Here is a 16,696-nt window from a genome sequence, read left to right on the forward strand (position 1 = left end):
TAAGTTTTTATTTCGCCATCCGGGTCGCGAAGTCCTTTTTGCGCCGGATGTTCGGGACTATTCACACAAGCTGCTAGCCCAATATCTCCATGACGATGTTGTGAAAGGCGCGGCGTAAGGAGTTGATGTTCGTTCCCCGGCCAAAATGGACGCGATTCGTTAACAGTACGGCCCAAATGCCGCTCTTCGGATCAAACTGCAGCGATGTGCCCGTAAATCCGGTATGACCCCCACCCGTTGCCGGCCAGAAGTCTCCCCCCACATCGTACCCATCGCCCAGCAACACCCATCCAAGCCCACGCCGACCATTTAGTCCCTCGGTATGAAGGCTCAAGGCTTTCTCACGGACGGCGGAGCTAAAAAGGCTATAGGCGTCTTGACTCCAACTGATAGCGTAGCGGCTGACCGCATCAAGAGTCCCAAACAGACCGGCATGCCCAGCCACGCCACCAATAGCCCGTGCATTCTCATCGTGAACAACCCCGAGGATGGCCGTGCCGTTTTCCAATTCGGTGGCCGCGCAGTTCAATGCCATGCTGGCATCCGGACGAAATCGCACCTCTTGAATGCCTAACGGTTCAAACACCGCTTCCTCCGCGAAGCGGTCCAACGAGAGACCGGAAACCCGCTCTACCACGGCACCCAAAGTTATGAAGCCGAGATCGCTGTAGGACACTTGCCGTCCCGGTTCAGCATCCCACGGCTCGACGCTAATGGCAGCGAGATAGGCGTCGATGCCCTGGATACTCTGATAGTAGTCGCGATGTGGGACCAGTCCTCCCGAATGCGTCAATAAATGGCGCAACATCACCCGGTCCCAGCGCGCCTCCCACGCGGGAAAAAAACGCCGAACGGAATCGCCAAAACTCAGTTCGCCTTGGCTGGCCAGTACTAGAAGGGACGGCAAGGTGGCCATCACCTTGGTGAGCGATGCCAAATCAAACCAAGTGTCCTCCCGCATAGCCCGTGGGGGTCCGCCCAAAACTTGCGCTTGTCCACCTACGTATCGCCACAGCACTTCCCCGCCCACTCCGGCCGCGGCTGTTGCCCCGGGCAGCGTTCCTTCGTTAATGGCCTTGTCCAACAGTCTATTGGCATTTTCCCATCCTGCTATCCGATTAATGACTGACGCCCTCCTGTCTTTCATAAAAATACCGGGCCGCAAGCCGAGCCGCCCCTATTCCGGGCTCGCGCGAGACCACACAAAGCGATCCCATGTTTCGCTGTTCAAGATGGGGCAACCAAAACGGCGCGAGGCCGCCTGCAAGCCCGACCGGTGCTCCCTCCGGCAAATCGGCGGTCTGTTGCAACGCGAAAAAATATCGCTCAATAAGCGCGGCCTGTGTTTCGATAATCTCCGCGGCTGCTGAATCTCCCTGGTCAGCTGCCCTAAACACCGCGGCTGCCAAATCAGAAACCGAGCGCCAGTCAACCTCCGGGTGATAGATATGGTTTAACAGGGTCACCTTGTCGTGGGCGTCAGCCCACGCCAAGACGGGATCCTTGAGCGCCGTCTCAGCACCCCAGCCCTCCAATGCCCCCAGCACTTTATTGACTGCTGCCTGTCCCAGCATGATTCCGGATCCCACGTCACCCACCTTCCAGCCATATCCGCCCAGGCGAATCTGGTGCTTCGGACTTTCCGCATAGAACACCGAACCAGTGCCAAAAATGGCCACCAATCCCGGCTCTCCATCAGTCAAAGCCGCCCATGCAATGCGGTAATCGCCCGTCACCCATACCGTTTGAGCATGGCGCGAAAGCCGGGTCTGCCAAAAATCCCGCACCCACGGTCGGTCGGCACCCGCGATCCCGGCTACAATGGCATCAAATTGCTCCTCAATCCCCAGCAATGAGGACACTGTCTCATCCGCGCGTTCCTCACCCACCACAATCACATTTGATGGACCACCATGTCGTTCCTCAAGTGTCGCGCCGTGCGGGCCGAGAATGAACGCGCGGGTGGAGCTGCCTCCGCCGTCGATGCCGAGAAATCTAACGGGCATCATAAATCACCTGTCCCCCGCGCATGGTGAGACGATTCGTCCCTTGACTGTCCACAAACAGCAGGTCGGCCACAAATCCCGGTTCCAGCGCTCCACGGTCATAAATGCCGATGGCTCGTGCCGGACGAAGACTGGCAGCACGCACGGCCTCTTCTAAACTCACCTGTGCGTAGCGCTGATAATTAAAGACGGCTTCAATGAGGGTCAGGGTACTTCCCGCCAGATGCCCGTCCTTCGTTCGGGCGATACCATTCTTGACCGTCATCAACTGCCCACCCAAGTCATAGACCCCATCGGCAAGGCGCGTGGCACGCATGGCGTCGGTGACGAGCAGCACGTTGTCCTCGCCCTTCAGCTTGCGCGCCAAATGAAGAATCTCCGGATGCAGATGGACCCCATCAGCAATCATCTCCACCTGCACATCGGGATGTGCCAGAGCCGCTCCCACTAAGCCTGGCGATCGATGGTTCATGGGAGACATGGCATTGAACAGGTGCGTGGCCTGGCGGATCCCCGCTGTAAATGCGGTCATCGCTTCTTCAAAGGTCGCATTAGAGTGTCCCGCCGACAGGCAAATACCGTTTGCGGTGGCCCAAGCGATAACTTCGTCGGCTCCGGGTGTCTCCGGAGCTAGGGTCACACGTCGCAAATCACCCGAGAGCCACGCTCGATATTGCTGCAACTCGTGGAGCGAGGGGCTCCGTACGGCATCCGCGCGTTGCGCACCAATCCGAGCCGGGTGAATATACGGACCTTCCATGTGAACGCCCAACAGTCCAGTCTGGGGATGCAACGTGCGAAAAGTGCGCACGGCCTCAAATACCCGATGAAGCTCGTCCGACGTCGCCGTCATGGTGGTGGCGAGATAGCCAGTGGTCCCTGTTTCCGCCAATGCCCGATCAATCGCTTCGAAGGCCTCGCGGGTACCGTCCATCGCATCGTACCCGTCGATGCCGTGCACATGAATATCGGTCAGGCCGGGGAATATCCATCCTTCCTGCCATTGGAAATGGGGACGGCGGGTACTAGGCTCTTCGTTGATGGCTTCAATTCGGTCGCCTTGAAGAATCATTTCGCCCCGCAAAAGGATGCGATCGGGCAGCACTAAGGGGCCCTGAACAACAATGGTGTCCTGCATGTTTGATGTGGCCTCCGTTCCTTCCCCTATGGTATCACGCCAACGGTGTGGTTTTACCCATTTCTTATCCAAGGTGGAACCCTAAGAGATGACCCAAAAGACCCCTTCAATGGGGTCATCAGCCCCCCTAAGCTTCACTGGATTGGACAAACACATTGGCCAAAGTTGCGGGACTATCGCCGCCCTTTTCCCAGATGATTTATCTCGTAAAACAGCTCTTCCCATTACCATTGCGCACCCGAGCCCCTTTGGCCACCAAGCAAGTCGGGTCCAGGGAGCGAAGGTGGAGCATCAATTGCGATCCGCCAACGCCGCTAGCGCGAACGGATTACCGAGGAGCTGCTGCCGTTGTGGCTCGGACGGATGGCGGTGCGGCTTTCCTCCATGAATATATGATTGGCGAGCTAGGCTTCGCGTGTTGGATTGCTATTTTGGATTCATTACCCGTAGCAATCCGCTACAATCGGGAAACGACGGCGACACGAAAACGCGCCGGGTTGTAGCCCTGATTGTCAGCATCGTGGGGTTCGGAGTTTCTTGTGATTCTCGTGACCCTACTGTATCAGCCGGATAGGGAGGTTGTCGCGAAGCTTTGGGGCGTCGACCAGGAATCGACTCCCGTTCCTGTTATTACTGACATCAATATACGGTACGGAAAAATCCAAACCTCGCCCGTCTCCGGGATCCGCAGCATGGGACTTCCCAGAGATATAAAGGAAAAACATTATGCTCAGTGGTGACCCGACCTTCGCATTGGATCCGTGACGTTGATTCGCCCCGGGCATCCGCTGCATAAATGGTTTCGCCCCGCGTGATAGGCCCGACTCACAGTGTTGCTCCGAGGATTGCCGCCCTCTTTATGGTCCTCAACGCAAGAGACTGCCCCGTTTGGGACAGCCTCGTCGAATGATTGAGCTAGCGCGACTATTGCTGGTTCTGTAAATCCGTCAACAAGTTGTCCATGTTGGCCGGTCCCAGTCCTGTAACGGGATTGTAGACCCCGGGCGTGAGACCATACGCGCCGTTGTTGCCGTAGGCCACCGCCATGAAGGGCGTGTTTGTGGATCCCGCCAACTGGTACAGCGCGGGATTAATGTTACCCTGGGGATGGCCCAATGTAATGTTAAGGTCGCCCACCCACCCCGCAAACAATGGAGCACTGGCGCTCGTGCCGCCGAAGTTGAAGGGCGCGTTGGCAAAGTACGCAAAATACCCGGGCGTCACCACCGAAGCCGGGAAGGACAAGTCGGGATTTCCCCGTCCCTCGTTACCCGAAACAAAACCATTCTGGTAGGCAGGTCGTGGCTCTAAGAGACTGTACCCCCCGCCAGCCATCATATTCTGCATCTCTAAGAAAGAGAGCAGTGTGGACTGAGGCAGTTCGGCACCAATATTGCCCCCCATAGGGCGTTTTGGTTGATGTCGAAGATAGGCGATACGGACGTTTCCAAGCCGCCCAACGAGGTCACGTAGGGGCTGTTGGCGGGATAGGACAGCATCGGCTGGGTTTCGTACTCGAGCGCACCTTCGTAGCCCCCGCTGTCCCCTGCCGACACGGTAATGGTTATACCTTCCGCGTTGGCTTCTTCCGCCAGTGTGTCCCAATTGCTTTGGGCGTTGATGTAATACTGCTGCTCGGGAATCTCGCCCACTCCGTAGCTGATGCTGAACACATTGGCGGTGTCCTGGGCAACTACCTGATTAAGCGCACTCCGCAAGCTGCCGGCCTCATAGATTTGAATGTCCGATCCTGGGGCGGAGGTCTCCATCATTTGTAAATCCAGGCTGAGCTCCTCCTCAATCGGCACCATCGCCGTGCCGCAGCTGGTGGCGGTGCAGGCGTTCGGACCACTATAGGCGACTGTGACGTTGGGCTGCGCCAACCCGAACTGGGTCGCAAAGTGCGTGACGTCTGACTGAGATATGGAAGTCGCGTCGCCCGCGGTAAACACCGCCAGGTGCGCTGGGCCGTGCGCCGCCGTCTCGTTGGACAATACCGAGGCCCCGAAGACGCGGGTGACGGGATTGGACGACGGGTTCCATGGTGCGATGACCGTTCCAGGAACGCCGTCCAGCGTGAGCGTGGAGGTGGTCAAGGCGGCCGGTCCGGAGAAGGTCGCGGCCGGCAGCGGTACGGTCACAGAATTCTGATTGCCATCCGTTACCGTGAGGTCGAGGCTCACCGTCTGGGGCTCCGAGAGGCTGAAGTCCAACAGGAACTGGCCATTGCCATTGGTGGCCATGGTGTCTACGGCACCTTGATAACTGCCCGAAAGCGAGGAGTAGGCCGCGCTGGTGTCGGGCTTAAGGGGCACACGAAAATTTCTCGACGTTCCCCCCAAGACGGGGACTGGCGCTGTCCCAATCCCGCAAGATTCCCATGACGTAGACATAGGTCGGCGTGAGCCCCAGTGGCTTAAGAAAATCCCCAACCAGGCGAACACTATCTTGCACGCCTGGGTTAACTAGAATGCTAAACCGTTTTTGTAAATCTCTTCATGTTTCATAGTTAGTACCCTAAGAGTTAGCAGGCGCACTGCCAATCGTCCGCTAGGCCGCCGCTCGGTCTGATGCCTTCTTACCCCTAAGGATCCCGCTGCACCACGCTTGTCATGCCTGCCACCGGCCGGAGCGGATGGCGTCAAGGGCGAACCGCACACCGGCAGCAGGGTCAAACTGATAAGCGCGGAGCTCGTCGTAGGTTAACGCCACGTCAGGCTCAAGATGCCGCACCTGTGGATCGAGCTGTGGGAGTGCCATGCTTCGTTTGAAGGAGACGGTCCCGGCGAGCTCCGAATGCGGCAGGGTGAACCGCAGGATATCGATGAAACAGTTGGGCGCCTGCGCGGACGGAACCCCGACGTGGTGGGCTCCCAATCCTTTTAGGGTCAACAAGATGTCAAAGCCCGCACTGTATGTTCGGGCACTGGTCACCACCACGACCCGCGGGCGCCACCCCGGCAAATCCTGGGCCGCCTTCTGAAAGGTAGGGATCTGCGTCAGCCATTCGTCGGTTTCCTTCCCCGCTGGTTGCTCACGCATTCCGTATACATGGCGCACTCGCCAGGCGCGTTCCGCTGAAAAGTCGTAGCCGCCGGGACCCCAATCCCCCTCCGGGACCTGTCCGTAGTTTTGGGCGTACAACGGCGAGTACCGCGGAATCTGGTATCCTCCATCTACCGCGCGAAGGGCCTCGGGTCCAAAAAGAGCCCATCCCAGCATGTTAGCCAAGACCGAATTTCCCCCGGTGGATTCGGTCAGGTCGACCACCAACCACGGTGTGTTTGTCCGGGCCATGGTGTCAAGGCATTCGATAAGAATGGGCGTGGCGGCGGGCACCTCGGAGACAAACGTCTGTAACACGGCATCCGTCGGCTCTGTATCGGGATAGAGTTCGCGATACCAGTTGCGCAGGGCGTTATGATAGCCGGAATGCCACCATACTTCGGCGGCTTCCCGATACCGCGTCAGTCGGCCGACGCGCAGGACCGCCACGTGGTGGCTATTATCAGCAAAGCCCCAGCCGATTTGGGTGGGTCCGACGGGTGGCACAGCCACGGCGGACGACGGAGCCCATCCGGATCCGCGCGGGCCCTTTAGCCAATGCACAGGCACCTGGCGTTCTATCCCATCCGCTGTTCGCAGTGCCAATGTCACCCGACTCGACTCGGGTTGCATTAGCACCTCAGCCAATCGAGCCGAGTCCTCCAAGGCATCGGCCAGGCGACACCAGATATGGATCTCGTTATCGCACCCCCAGAGTCTCTCAACGATCGTCGCCAACTGGTCGACCGGCACATCATTCACCGCCTCAAGACGAGCGCCCACGAGCGGTCGGAACCCCGGCGAATAGACACGCCCAATCACCAGACCATCCGCCAGCACATCAAAGCCAATGGCGAGATGTCGGGAGGGTACGGCCGTCATTTCATGGAGGGTGGTATGCCCATCCCGGAGAGCCGCAACGAGGGGGCGTAGGAGCCGCAAATAATCGGGCGTCCCGAGATGGTCCGGGAGCGCACGAGTGATCTCATCCACCAGCCGATAGAAATTCACCGCGCCGCCGGCGCCGGCAAAAGGATCGGGATGGGACTCCACAAGCAGTTGGACGAGATACTCCAAGTCCGCTTGCATGTCCTTTTTCGTGAGTGCAGGGATATTCATTCGAGCACACCTCGCAGGGCTACTATCGCGTTGGGCGAACTGTTCGGCAAACCCATGGGGCGTACATTCTGTTTTTCCAAGACGAACTCCTTTCGAGGAGATTCGCCCCCGAATGCAATTGATTCACTCCACAAATTTTTGGGGTCAGTCCTTAAAGACCAATGCCATCGACGCAATCCACCGTGCGGTAAGAGGGAAGACGCCACAGGATGCTGGGCGGGCGCCGCAGTTGTTTTTGTCGATCTTGACCCGCAAGGCTGAAAGCGGTGAGGGCAAGTCGTGGAATTCAACACCCGGACCACCGCGTTATCGCAAATCTGCTTGTGCGGGCAGAAGCACAAGAAGCGACTCTCGGACCGCATCCACGCCTGTGGCTGCGGTGTGACGATGCAACGGGATCTCTTTAGTGACTACCTGGCCCGCTTTGTGGACGATGATGCCCTCCAAGTCGCCAAGGCTGCCGAGCCTTGGCCGGGTGCGGAACCGCTCCTGCGGACGGCTTGGCAACAGGCAATCCAAAACCAACCTGCGAGTGGACGGCAGCCGCCGTCCTCCTTTGGCCGCTATCCCAGCGACCCGAGTCAGAGCGGGTCGTCCGAGAAAGAAAATCTGCCGGAGCCCAAGGCAGCGGATGCTGTCACTTCCGCGCAAGCGGGAGTGAGAGTCGCTGAGAGTGTGAAGGTATAGGTTTTTAGAACCCCCCGGATTTATCCGTGGGGAGGTTCAGTTCCGCGATTTCTCTCATGTGATCGGCGGACATATACCGTTAACCTGCATCGTCCTGAAGAGCGAGATCTGGTTGGTGTGCTAATTTCTATCCACGATCGGACTTCCGCCAATGGCCGCGCTTCAGGACCATTCGGATTACTGCCGGGTACTAATGCGTCTGATATGCGTGCTGTGAATCCACCACCAACCCAATTTTTCCTCGGGTATGTCCGGCTTCACTCAGACGATGGGCCTCAGCGACATCCTCCAACGGCATTTCGACATGCACTTGGGGAACCATCAAACCTTGGCTGAACAGCGCCCCGAGTTGGGCTAGCTTGTTGCCGTCAGGCTCAAGAAAGAACCAGTGGCCTGCTACTCCGTGCTTGGCAGATTCCTCAGGATCGGGCGGTTGAGCAATTGAAACCAACGTGCCGCCGCGTTTCAATACCTGGTAGCTTCGATGTTGGGTTTCGCCTCCAATCGCGTCCAACACCACGTCAACGGGGTCTACGACCGATTCAAAGGCTTGGTGTCGATAGTCCACAACCTGATCCGCACCCAGTGACTTGAGGTACTCATGATTAGCTTCGCTGCCAGTAGCAGCCACAAACGCGTCCCGCGCCTTGGCTAATTGTATGGCGTAGCTTCCCACGCCCCCGGCGCCCCCATGAATCAGGACGCGCTGTCCCGGGGAGATCTGCGCAATGACCACTAGCGCCTCCCAAGCCGTGAGACCGGCCAAAGGAACGCTGGCCGCTTGAAGAAAGGTCAAGTTGCCTGGTTTGTCCGCTACCAGGGATTCATCCACCGTAACAAATTCCGCGTAGGTCCCCATTCGATGGGTTGCCGGGCGGCAGAACACGGCATCGCCCCGATGGAATCGGTTGACCGCCGATCCCACTGCTTCGACGACCCCGGCCGCATCCCAGCCCAGCACCGCCGGAAAGGTCAACGGAAGTCGCGATTGAAGCAATCCCTTTCGCACTTCCAATCAACGGGGTTGACTGAAGTGGCATAAATGCGCACCAATACATCGCGATCGCCCAAGGGCTCATGCGGAATCTCCGCTGCATGGAGCGTCTCTGGTCCCCCGTAGTCCGAAATTACCATGGCTCGCATTAGGTTTCCCCCTTAACTGTTGTCCCCAACACTTGCTGCCCCATAGACGACTTGCGCGGCGGCTTCGTTGGCATGGCGGATACAGTCCGGAACCCCCACTCCGTCAAAGTAGTTGCCGATGATGTGGATTCCCGAAGCCTCCGCGTGGCGGCGAATCCGTGCGGCCCGTTCCTGATGGCCGACGGCATATTGGGGCATGGCCTGCGGCAGACGAAATACGCGCGCATAGCGAGGCGCGTCGGTAACGCCCATAATATACCCCATTTCTTGACGGAACCGGATTAAGAGCTCCTCATCGGATTGGGAAAGAATACGACCGCCGCCTGCCCGTCCATAGAAAGCTCGGATCGGGACCACAGCAAGTTCCTCAGGATAATCCCATTTGGACCGCACCCAGGTTCCAGCCGTCATCTCAACGCCTTCGCCCTTGGGAACTAAAAAGCCGGTTTTGTCCAACTCTCTAGAGAAGGCTTTCGGCTCATAGACCGCCCCGATGACAGCTAAGTCGGCATAGCCTATGGAGGAAAGCCAGGTACGAGCCTCCTCGCTCCAAAAGTCCAAAATATGCGCTGCCCGATACGCTGGCACAGCCACAATCACATCTGTGGCTAAATGCGGGGCGCTGCCATCGGCCACCACCACCTCAAACCCACCGCCCGGTGCTGGCCGGACCGTCTCAACGGGGCACTCTAAACGAATCTCAGCTCGGTCTTGAAGCGCCTGAGTCAGGACATCGATCAATGACCCCACGCCGCGGACCAAGGAGCGGAACAGGCTCCCAGAAACCTTGGGTCGAGGCTGTTTTTGCGCTTCTTGGATTAAGCTGCGGCCCCGACGCTGATACAAAAGCAATTGCGGGGCGGTGACCGCCGTGCTCAATTTATCAATGTCCCCGGCATAAATGCCGGAAAGCATCGGTGCTGCAATGCGGTCAACGTAGCCGCTCCCCAAACGATAGCGGAGCAATTCACCCAGGGCAATATCCGCAACGATGGGCTGGCGCGGAAGGCTCAAATCGCCCAACAGGCGAATTTTTTCGCCCATCGACAGCAACTCCGTTCCCCACAGCGTATCCAGTCGGGTGGGGATTCCAGCCTGCACTCCTTCCGGGATGTCACAAAAGTGTCCCCCGTGAAAAATATAGGAGCCCCGCACTTTGGGATTGGTTGACATGAGTTCATCGCCAAGGCCTAAATCCTCCGCCAGCTGAATCGCTTCGGGCTTCCGCGCCAGAAATGAGTCCGGCCCACCTTCCAGTACTACCCCTTGGCTGGTGTCGCTTTGAATGACCCCGCCCAGCCGGGGGGAGGCTTCGAATAGCGTGACAGAAAAGGACTCGTCGGCCTCCAAAATGCGGTAGGCTGCCGTGAGCCCACTAATCCCGCCTCCAATGATAGCCACCCGTCGCGTCATTGCGCCCGGGCCTCCACCAGATCTGCCAATAGATGAATAAAGGCGGGATCATCGTTGAGGGATCGGGTACGCTCGATATGCATTCCCAGTGCGGCGGCTTGCTCTTGGGCTTGGACATCGATGTCATAGAGCACTTCCAAGTGATCGGAGACAAAACCCGCAGGGCAGATGACCGCTTGCTGATACCCCGCTTCCGCCATTCGGCTCAGCTTGTCTAAAATATCCGGACCCATCCAGGGTTCCCGCGTGCGCCCGGCACTCTGCCAGGAAAAAGTATAATTGGTGGTGCCAAGCGCCTGGGCCACAAGATCGCCGGTCAAGCGCAACTCACCGGGATACGGATCGTTCATGGAGAGAATGCGTTGAGGCAACGAGTGCGCGGAAAAAATAATTGGCAGATTGTCGCGTTCCTTCTGGCTGAAGCGAGCGCGAACTTCAAGAATCCGATTCTTTAATAGTTCAATGAGTCCCGGAGCATCGGCCCATGACCGAATGGGACGTAGCTCAAAGGGTTTGGGATCCCGCGCAATGGCCGTCTCAGCCTCTTCAAGATAGGTACCGATGCTCATGCTGGAATAGTGCGGTGCTAGCACCAACCCAATAGCACGCGCGACGCCATCGCGTCGCATGGCCTCGATGGCCTCGCCAATGAAGGGGGATGAATGCTTCATTCCTAAATACACGCGAAACGCGGACGCCCCGTGGCGACGGGACAGTTCCGCTTGCAAAGCCTCCCCCTGCCGCTGGGTAATTTCAAACAGCGGCGACACGCCGCCGATGGCCTCATAGCGCGCCAACAGGTCGTTAAGTTGCTCTTCGGTCGGCGGGTGGCCATGACGGATATGTGTATAATAACGACGGACATCTTCCGGACCCCGCGCCGACCCATACGCCATTAAAAGGACGCCCCATGTCATGCCCCATCACCCCCCATAGCATGGACTCGGTCCACGATGTGCTTCAATACGGCTGGGTCGGTTTCCTTAGGTACTCCGTGGCCTAGGTTGAAGATGAAACGAGGGTCGCCGCGCATGGCCCGACAAATGTCAATCGCCCCCTGTTCGGCCGTGTCCATCCCTGCCGTGACCCGCTCTGGATCGAGATTGCCTTGCAGGGTAATTGACGGTCCCAGCATCGTGCGAGCCTGGCTAAGCGGGGTGCGCCAATCGATGCCAAGAACGCTCGCGCCTGTGCTCGCCATGGCCTCAAGCAGATGTTGATTGCCTACGCCGAAATAGATTAAAGGAAGGTTCAGCTCGATTAGCGAGGAGAAAATGTGCACCATATGCGGCAACACCGAGTCCCTGTAATCGGCAACGCTCAATGCACCAACCCAACTGTCAAAAATTTGCAGAGCGGATGCCCCGGCAGCCGCCTGCGCCTTTAAATACGCGATCACCATGTCGGCCAACCGTTCCATGAGCATGGCAAAGGTGTCCGGCTCTTGCCACATCATGTGCTTGGTACGGCGATAAGTACGGGAAGGGGCGCCTTCGACAATATAGCTGGCAAGCGTGAAGGGCGCTCCCGAAAAACCGATTAAGGGGACGCCATTGAGTGCCGAAACGGTGCGTTCCACCCCTTCCAGCACAAAATCCACGTCAGTGGCATCAAACGGCTTCAGCGCATCGACATCTGCCCGCGTCTCGACCGGTTGGGCCACGACCGGCCCCACATTCTCCTGAATGTCGAAATCAATCCCAAGCGATGCCAAGGGAATCATGATATCGGAAAATAAAATGGCCGCATCCACCCCCAAGTCCTCCACGGGCCGGACAGTAATATCACGAATCAGTTCAGGTGTACGGGCCAATTGAAGCATGCTGTAACGCTGACGCAGGGCCCGATATGAGGGTTGATACCGACCCGCCTGTCGCATAAACCACACGGGTATCGTATCATGCGGCTCCCCACGACAAGCACGGATGAAGCGACTTGTGTCATCTGGCAAAAAATAGTCCCCCTTTTAGTCGGCAAAATTATAGCACAGCCCATGGACAGGCCAAGGATGGACAAATTGCACCATACCCCCGGCTCCTCTATACTGAAATCACTGTCAGCCAGAAAGTACCAGCGAGGAGTGACATGATGGAAGAGGGATATTACCGCTTTCCCACCGTTTCCCAAGACACGGTGGTGTTTTGTGCGGAAGATGACCTATGGCAAGTATCGCGGACTGGAGGGACGGCCCGCCGTCTCACCAACGGGTGGGGATCGGTTTCTCGCCCGCGGCTGTCCCCGGACGGTAAAATGCTTGCCTTTGTCGGCAAGGAGGAAGGCGACCTCGAGCTCTATGTCATGGAAAGCAGCGGAGGACCGGCCAAACGCCTAACCTATATGGGTGCTGGAGTAGCCACAGTCGGCTGGCATCCCGACGGCCGGATTATTTTTTCTACCTATCAAGGAAATCCCTTTCTTGCCTGGCGATCTTTATATGCCATCGCTCCCGAAGGGGGCGAGCCAGAACTCCTCCCCTACGGGCGGGCTTCCTGGATATCGTTTGGCCCCGACGGCGGAGTGGTTCTCGGTCGTCCCACAACGGACTCCGCCTATTGGAAGCGCTACCGAGGTGGCACGCGCGGGATGCTCTGGATTGATGCCGACGGTCATGGGACCTTCCACCGTTTTGCATTAGAGGACGGCAACATTGTGACCCCCATGTGGATTGATGAGCGCATCTACTTTGTCTCGGATCACGAAGGGCACGGAAACCTGTACTCGATGCTCCCCACCGGCGAAGATATCCGCCGCCATACCGATCACGACACCTATTACGTCCGCAACGCCACAACGGACGGTCGCCATATTGTCTATCACGCCGGCGCTTCGCTGTATTGCTTCGACGTAGCAAGCGGTGAGTCTCACGAAATTCCCATTGACTTCCATTCGCAGCGTACCGAACGCCAAGTCAAACATGTCGACGCGGCCGAGTATTGGTCGGAATACACGTTGTCGGCACACGGCGACAAACTCATCGTGACGAGCCGCGGCAAACTCTATCAGATGGCCCCCTTCGAAGGGCCGGTGCGACCTCTGGGCACTCCCCAAGGCGTGCGTTACCGTCTGACCCAATATATTGATGGCGAAGGGCGGATTCTGACCATCTCCGACGAAGATGGCGAAGACCGGTTCGAAATCCGCAATACCGCGACCGTGCCGGAACAGGTTATTCGCATCCCCGAAGACTTTGGGATTGTGACCGAATGTCTGGTCTCGCCCGACGGGCAGTTCGCGGCGCTCGCCAACGAGCGTCAAGAACTATGGCTTCTTGACCTCAAAACGTTGGATTCAAGCCGCGTTGCCCACACGCCGTACGGACGCATCCCGGGATTCGACTGGGCCCCCGACAGCCGGTGGATTGCATACGCTCTCCCCAGCAAAACTACCACGGCGCTGTATCTCTATGAATTGGCCACCCGCCAGTCCCATCAAATCACTCACCCGGTCTTAGTGGATCGCCGCCCTCATTTCGACCCCGAGGGCCGGTACCTCTACTTTCTCTCCCGCCGTGTGTATAAGCCAGTATGGGACAACATGAAATTTGACCTCAGCTTTCCCAAGGGGGACATCCCCTGTCTCATCCCTCTGGCGAAAGAGACCCGCTCGCCCTTCATTCCGGAACCCCAACCGTTGGTGCCGACAACGCCTGGAGAAAAAGCGGAGGACGACAAGCCGCCGGTCACCACCATTGACCTGGACGGCATCGCCGATCGCGTCCTTAGCTTCCCGGTCGCGGAAGGCATCTACCACGACATTCAAGCGGCCCCCGGCCAAGTCTTTTGGATGAGGTCGGATCCCGCACCCCAGGAGCAAGATGGCCTGGCTGCGGGCGCTCCTCCAGCCAAAGCCAGCCTGATCCGCTTTGACATGAAAGAGCTCAAAGAGGATACCGTGGCCGATCGGATGACAAGCTTTGTCCTGTCTCAAGACCGAAAGGTGATGGCCATTCGCATCCGCTCCAGCCTTCGGGTGATAAAGGTCGGCGATAAGGTCGATCCGAAAGAAGACAAACCCGGCCGCAAAGGGGGGCTGGTCGACTTCCAACGGGTTCACGTGAGCGTGGATCAGCGGTCCGAATGGGAACAGATGCTTCGCGAAGCCTGGCGCTGGATGCGCGAGATGTTTTGGATTCCCGATATGGCCGGTGTTCCCTGGGACGCCATTTACGGCCGCTATCGATCCCTCTTGCCGCGCGTCACCACCCGTAGCGAGCTGTCCGACTTAATTTGGGAAATGCAAGGCGAACTGGGCTCCTCGCATGCCTATGAATTCGGCGGCGCGTATCGTCCCGAACCCCAGCACCGGGTCGGCTTTCTGGGGGCACGCTACGAATGGAACCGCGAACATGCCGGATACCAAATTACCCATCTCATTCACGGGGACAGTTGGGACGCATCCCGCACCTCGCCATTGCTCACGCCCGGAGCCAATGTTCAGGTGGGCGACATCATCACTGCCATTGACGGCCAACCCTTGGGTCCAGACTTGCCCCCGGGTTCCCGGCTCATTGACACAGCACGCCAAGAGGTCTCGGTGACCGTAATCACTCCGGGGGAGCCACCCCGCGAGATCGTGGTCAAACCCATCGCCACAGAGGTGCCGGCGCGATACCGCGAATGGGTCGAACAAAATCGGGCCTACGTGCATCAACGCACCGGCGGGCGCGTGGGGTACATTCACGTTCCCAACATGGGAACCGCCGGATTCGCGGAATTTCATCGCGGGTATCTCACCGAATATGAGCGGGACGGGCTCATCGTCGACGTGCGCTACAACGGCGGCGGCATTGTCTCCCCCTTGCTGCTGGAAATGCTGGGCCGAAAGCGCATCGCCTTCTCGCGCCTTCGCCAAGGCCGCATACAGCCCTACCCCTATGAGAGCCCTACGGGAGCCATGGTGGCGTTGACCAATGAGCACGCCGGTTCGGACGGGGACATCTTCAGCCACTCCTTTAAGCTGATGAATCTGGGACCCTTAATCGGCACCCGAACCTGGGGCGGGGTGATTGGCATTGATCCTCGTTATGCGTTGGTGGACTGGGGATCGACCAGCCAGCCGGAAGATGCCTTTTGGTTCAAAGACGTGGGGCTGACGGTGGAGAACTACGGTACTGACCCCGATATTGTGGTGGAAGAGACACCGCAGGCGATGGCTCAGGGTATTGATGAGCAACTGGATCGAGCCATCGAGGAAATCCAATCCATATTGGAAGACTTCCATCCGCTTACGCCCGACTTTGACAACCGGCCCGAACGATCGGCACCACCGTTGCCGAAGCGATAACGGAATGCTGGAAAATGCTGGCGGCGCCACTTAGACGCCGCCGCTGTCTTCTAGCAGTATCGGCCAAGTTAGGCCTTTTGCGATGCCAAGTACCTCACGAAGCCGGCCACTTGGCCCGGTTGAGCCTTGGTTCCGACAAAGGCGATTATCACGTCAATATAGATGCCGTGGTAAGGCGGCAATCATTTGAATGACGCGAGCGGTGCGATATCCATGGTTCAGAGCTTGTCGCGCGACCGGCTCTAGCAATGGGTCCTTGGCAGCAGCCCCGGTGGGCAGGCGAGTCACGGTGACATAGGTGGTCATGGTCCATATCGCTGGACCCACGCGTCCCCGGTTGACCATCTCCACGCCCTTGACTCGTGGAGTCCAATGAGCAACCTCGGTGCCTCCAATATAGGGCATCCCTACGGGATCCGCGCTGGTCGCTTAAAATGGGGTAGTCTCCAAAACGGCGAGGATATCCATGGGACCAGGGCGATGGCCCTCGAGAACCTGATAGCTGTCCCCATACGACGTCCCGTTTGCGGCCCAAAATTGCCGCTTTACGGAGACGCCCCAAAAACGGCCAACCCGCATGGCGGAGGGCATCGCTTTTGCAGACGGAGCCACCGCGGGCCATGATCTCCCACCCCACCGACGCGGTACTGCGGGGAACCGTGCCAGACCGCCAAAACCAGGGAAAGAATTAGAACGAACGCCATTGGCATCGTCCTGATTCGCATGGAGCATCCCCCCTTAAGAAACAGAACGAAAGGGCATGTCACGGCGTTTCACCCGTGCAGCAGTCAAATGCGTCCCGACACATGATCCCGTCTTTTCGCAACCGGTCAAGCATAGATCAGAGAAGACAGTGCCAACG

13 protein-coding genes and 1 pseudogene are annotated in these 16,696 nt (G+C 58.2%); 2 read left to right on the top strand and 12 right to left on the bottom strand.

All coding sequences use genetic code 11. The features are described 5' to 3' along the window. Window positions 1-73: 73 nt before the first annotated feature. The 6 genes and pseudogenes from HIJ39_RS12195 to HIJ39_RS12220 form a co-directional block, all read right to left on the bottom strand. Window positions 74-1,165: a serine hydrolase domain-containing protein gene (locus tag HIJ39_RS12195; protein ID WP_243239608.1), complete on the bottom strand. Its 1,092-nt coding sequence runs from the start codon at window positions 1,163-1,165 to the stop codon at window positions 74-76. A gap of 145 nt (window positions 1,166-1,310) precedes the next feature. Then, window positions 1,311-2,009, bottom strand: a pseudogene (locus HIJ39_RS12200) (N-acetylglucosamine kinase); the annotation flags it as partial. Further along, window positions 1,996-3,144 carry an N-acetylglucosamine-6-phosphate deacetylase gene (nagA, locus tag HIJ39_RS12205; protein ID WP_169100064.1) on the bottom strand — a complete coding sequence of 383 codons (1,149 nt, stop codon included), beginning with the start codon at window positions 3,142-3,144 and terminating at the stop codon, window positions 1,996-1,998. The pseudogene HIJ39_RS12200 and the gene nagA, both read right to left, overlap by 14 nt. A gap of 924 nt (window positions 3,145-4,068) precedes the next feature. Further along, window positions 4,069-4,482 carry a S8/S53 family peptidase gene (locus HIJ39_RS12210; protein WP_169100067.1) on the bottom strand — a complete coding sequence of 138 codons (414 nt, stop codon included), beginning with the start codon at window positions 4,480-4,482 and terminating at the stop codon, window positions 4,069-4,071. 11 nt (window positions 4,483-4,493) lie between these two features. Then, on the bottom strand, window positions 4,494-5,459 hold the full coding sequence (locus HIJ39_RS12215) for a S8/S53 family peptidase (protein ID WP_169100069.1): 966 nt from the start codon (window positions 5,457-5,459) through the stop codon (window positions 4,494-4,496). A gap of 295 nt (window positions 5,460-5,754) precedes the next feature. After that, entirely contained in the window at window positions 5,755-7,308 is a 1,554-nt protein-coding gene (locus tag HIJ39_RS12220; RefSeq protein WP_169100071.1) for a hypothetical protein, read from the bottom strand. A gap of 279 nt (window positions 7,309-7,587) precedes the next feature. On the opposite strand from HIJ39_RS12220, the gene HIJ39_RS12225 reads away from it, so the two are divergent. Then, window positions 7,588-7,995, top strand: coding sequence for a hypothetical protein (locus HIJ39_RS12225; protein ID WP_169100073.1), 408 nt, complete (start codon window positions 7,588-7,590; stop codon window positions 7,993-7,995). A 190-nt stretch (window positions 7,996-8,185) separates the two neighbouring features. On the opposite strand, the gene HIJ39_RS12230 is transcribed toward HIJ39_RS12225, so the two are convergent. The 5 genes from HIJ39_RS12230 to hemE are packed head-to-tail and all read right to left on the bottom strand — an operon-like array spanning window position 8,186 to window position 12,502. Beyond that, on the bottom strand, window positions 8,186-8,992 hold the full coding sequence (locus tag HIJ39_RS12230; protein WP_243239610.1) for an NADP-dependent oxidoreductase: 807 nt from the start codon (window positions 8,990-8,992) through the stop codon (window positions 8,186-8,188). Then, window positions 8,968-9,138 carry a hypothetical protein gene (locus HIJ39_RS24155; protein WP_243239611.1) on the bottom strand — a complete coding sequence of 57 codons (171 nt, stop codon included), beginning with the start codon at window positions 9,136-9,138 and terminating at the stop codon, window positions 8,968-8,970. The genes HIJ39_RS12230 and HIJ39_RS24155 overlap by 25 nt, the downstream gene beginning before the upstream one ends. A gap of 12 nt (window positions 9,139-9,150) precedes the next feature. Further along, window positions 9,151-10,551, bottom strand: a complete 1,401-nt coding sequence (gene hemG, locus HIJ39_RS12235; RefSeq protein ID WP_169100075.1) for a protoporphyrinogen oxidase — start codon at window positions 10,549-10,551, stop codon at window positions 9,151-9,153. Then, window positions 10,548-11,468: a ferrochelatase gene (gene hemH / locus HIJ39_RS12240; protein ID WP_169100077.1), complete on the bottom strand. Its 921-nt coding sequence runs from the start codon at window positions 11,466-11,468 to the stop codon at window positions 10,548-10,550. The genes hemG and hemH overlap by 4 nt, the downstream gene beginning before the upstream one ends. After that, window positions 11,465-12,502, bottom strand: coding sequence for a uroporphyrinogen decarboxylase (hemE, locus tag HIJ39_RS12245; protein ID WP_169100079.1), 1,038 nt, complete (start codon window positions 12,500-12,502; stop codon window positions 11,465-11,467). Before hemE ends, hemH begins: the two co-directional genes overlap by 4 nt. Window positions 12,503-12,636: 134 nt before the next feature. Between hemE and HIJ39_RS12250 the strand changes: the two genes are divergently transcribed. Beyond that, on the top strand, window positions 12,637-15,834 hold the full coding sequence (locus HIJ39_RS12250) for a S41 family peptidase (RefSeq protein WP_169100081.1): 3,198 nt from the start codon (window positions 12,637-12,639) through the stop codon (window positions 15,832-15,834). A gap of 153 nt (window positions 15,835-15,987) precedes the next feature. Here the strand turns inward: HIJ39_RS12250 and HIJ39_RS12255 are convergent, their stop codons facing one another. After that, on the bottom strand, window positions 15,988-16,239 hold the full coding sequence (locus tag HIJ39_RS12255; protein ID WP_169100083.1) for a hypothetical protein: 252 nt from the start codon (window positions 16,237-16,239) through the stop codon (window positions 15,988-15,990). Window positions 16,240-16,696: the final 457 nt, after the last annotated feature.

This window comes from Sulfobacillus harzensis (genome assembly GCF_012933365.1).
In the GTDB taxonomy this organism is placed as follows: Bacteria; Bacillota; Sulfobacillia; order Sulfobacillales; family Sulfobacillaceae; genus Sulfobacillus_B; species Sulfobacillus_B harzensis.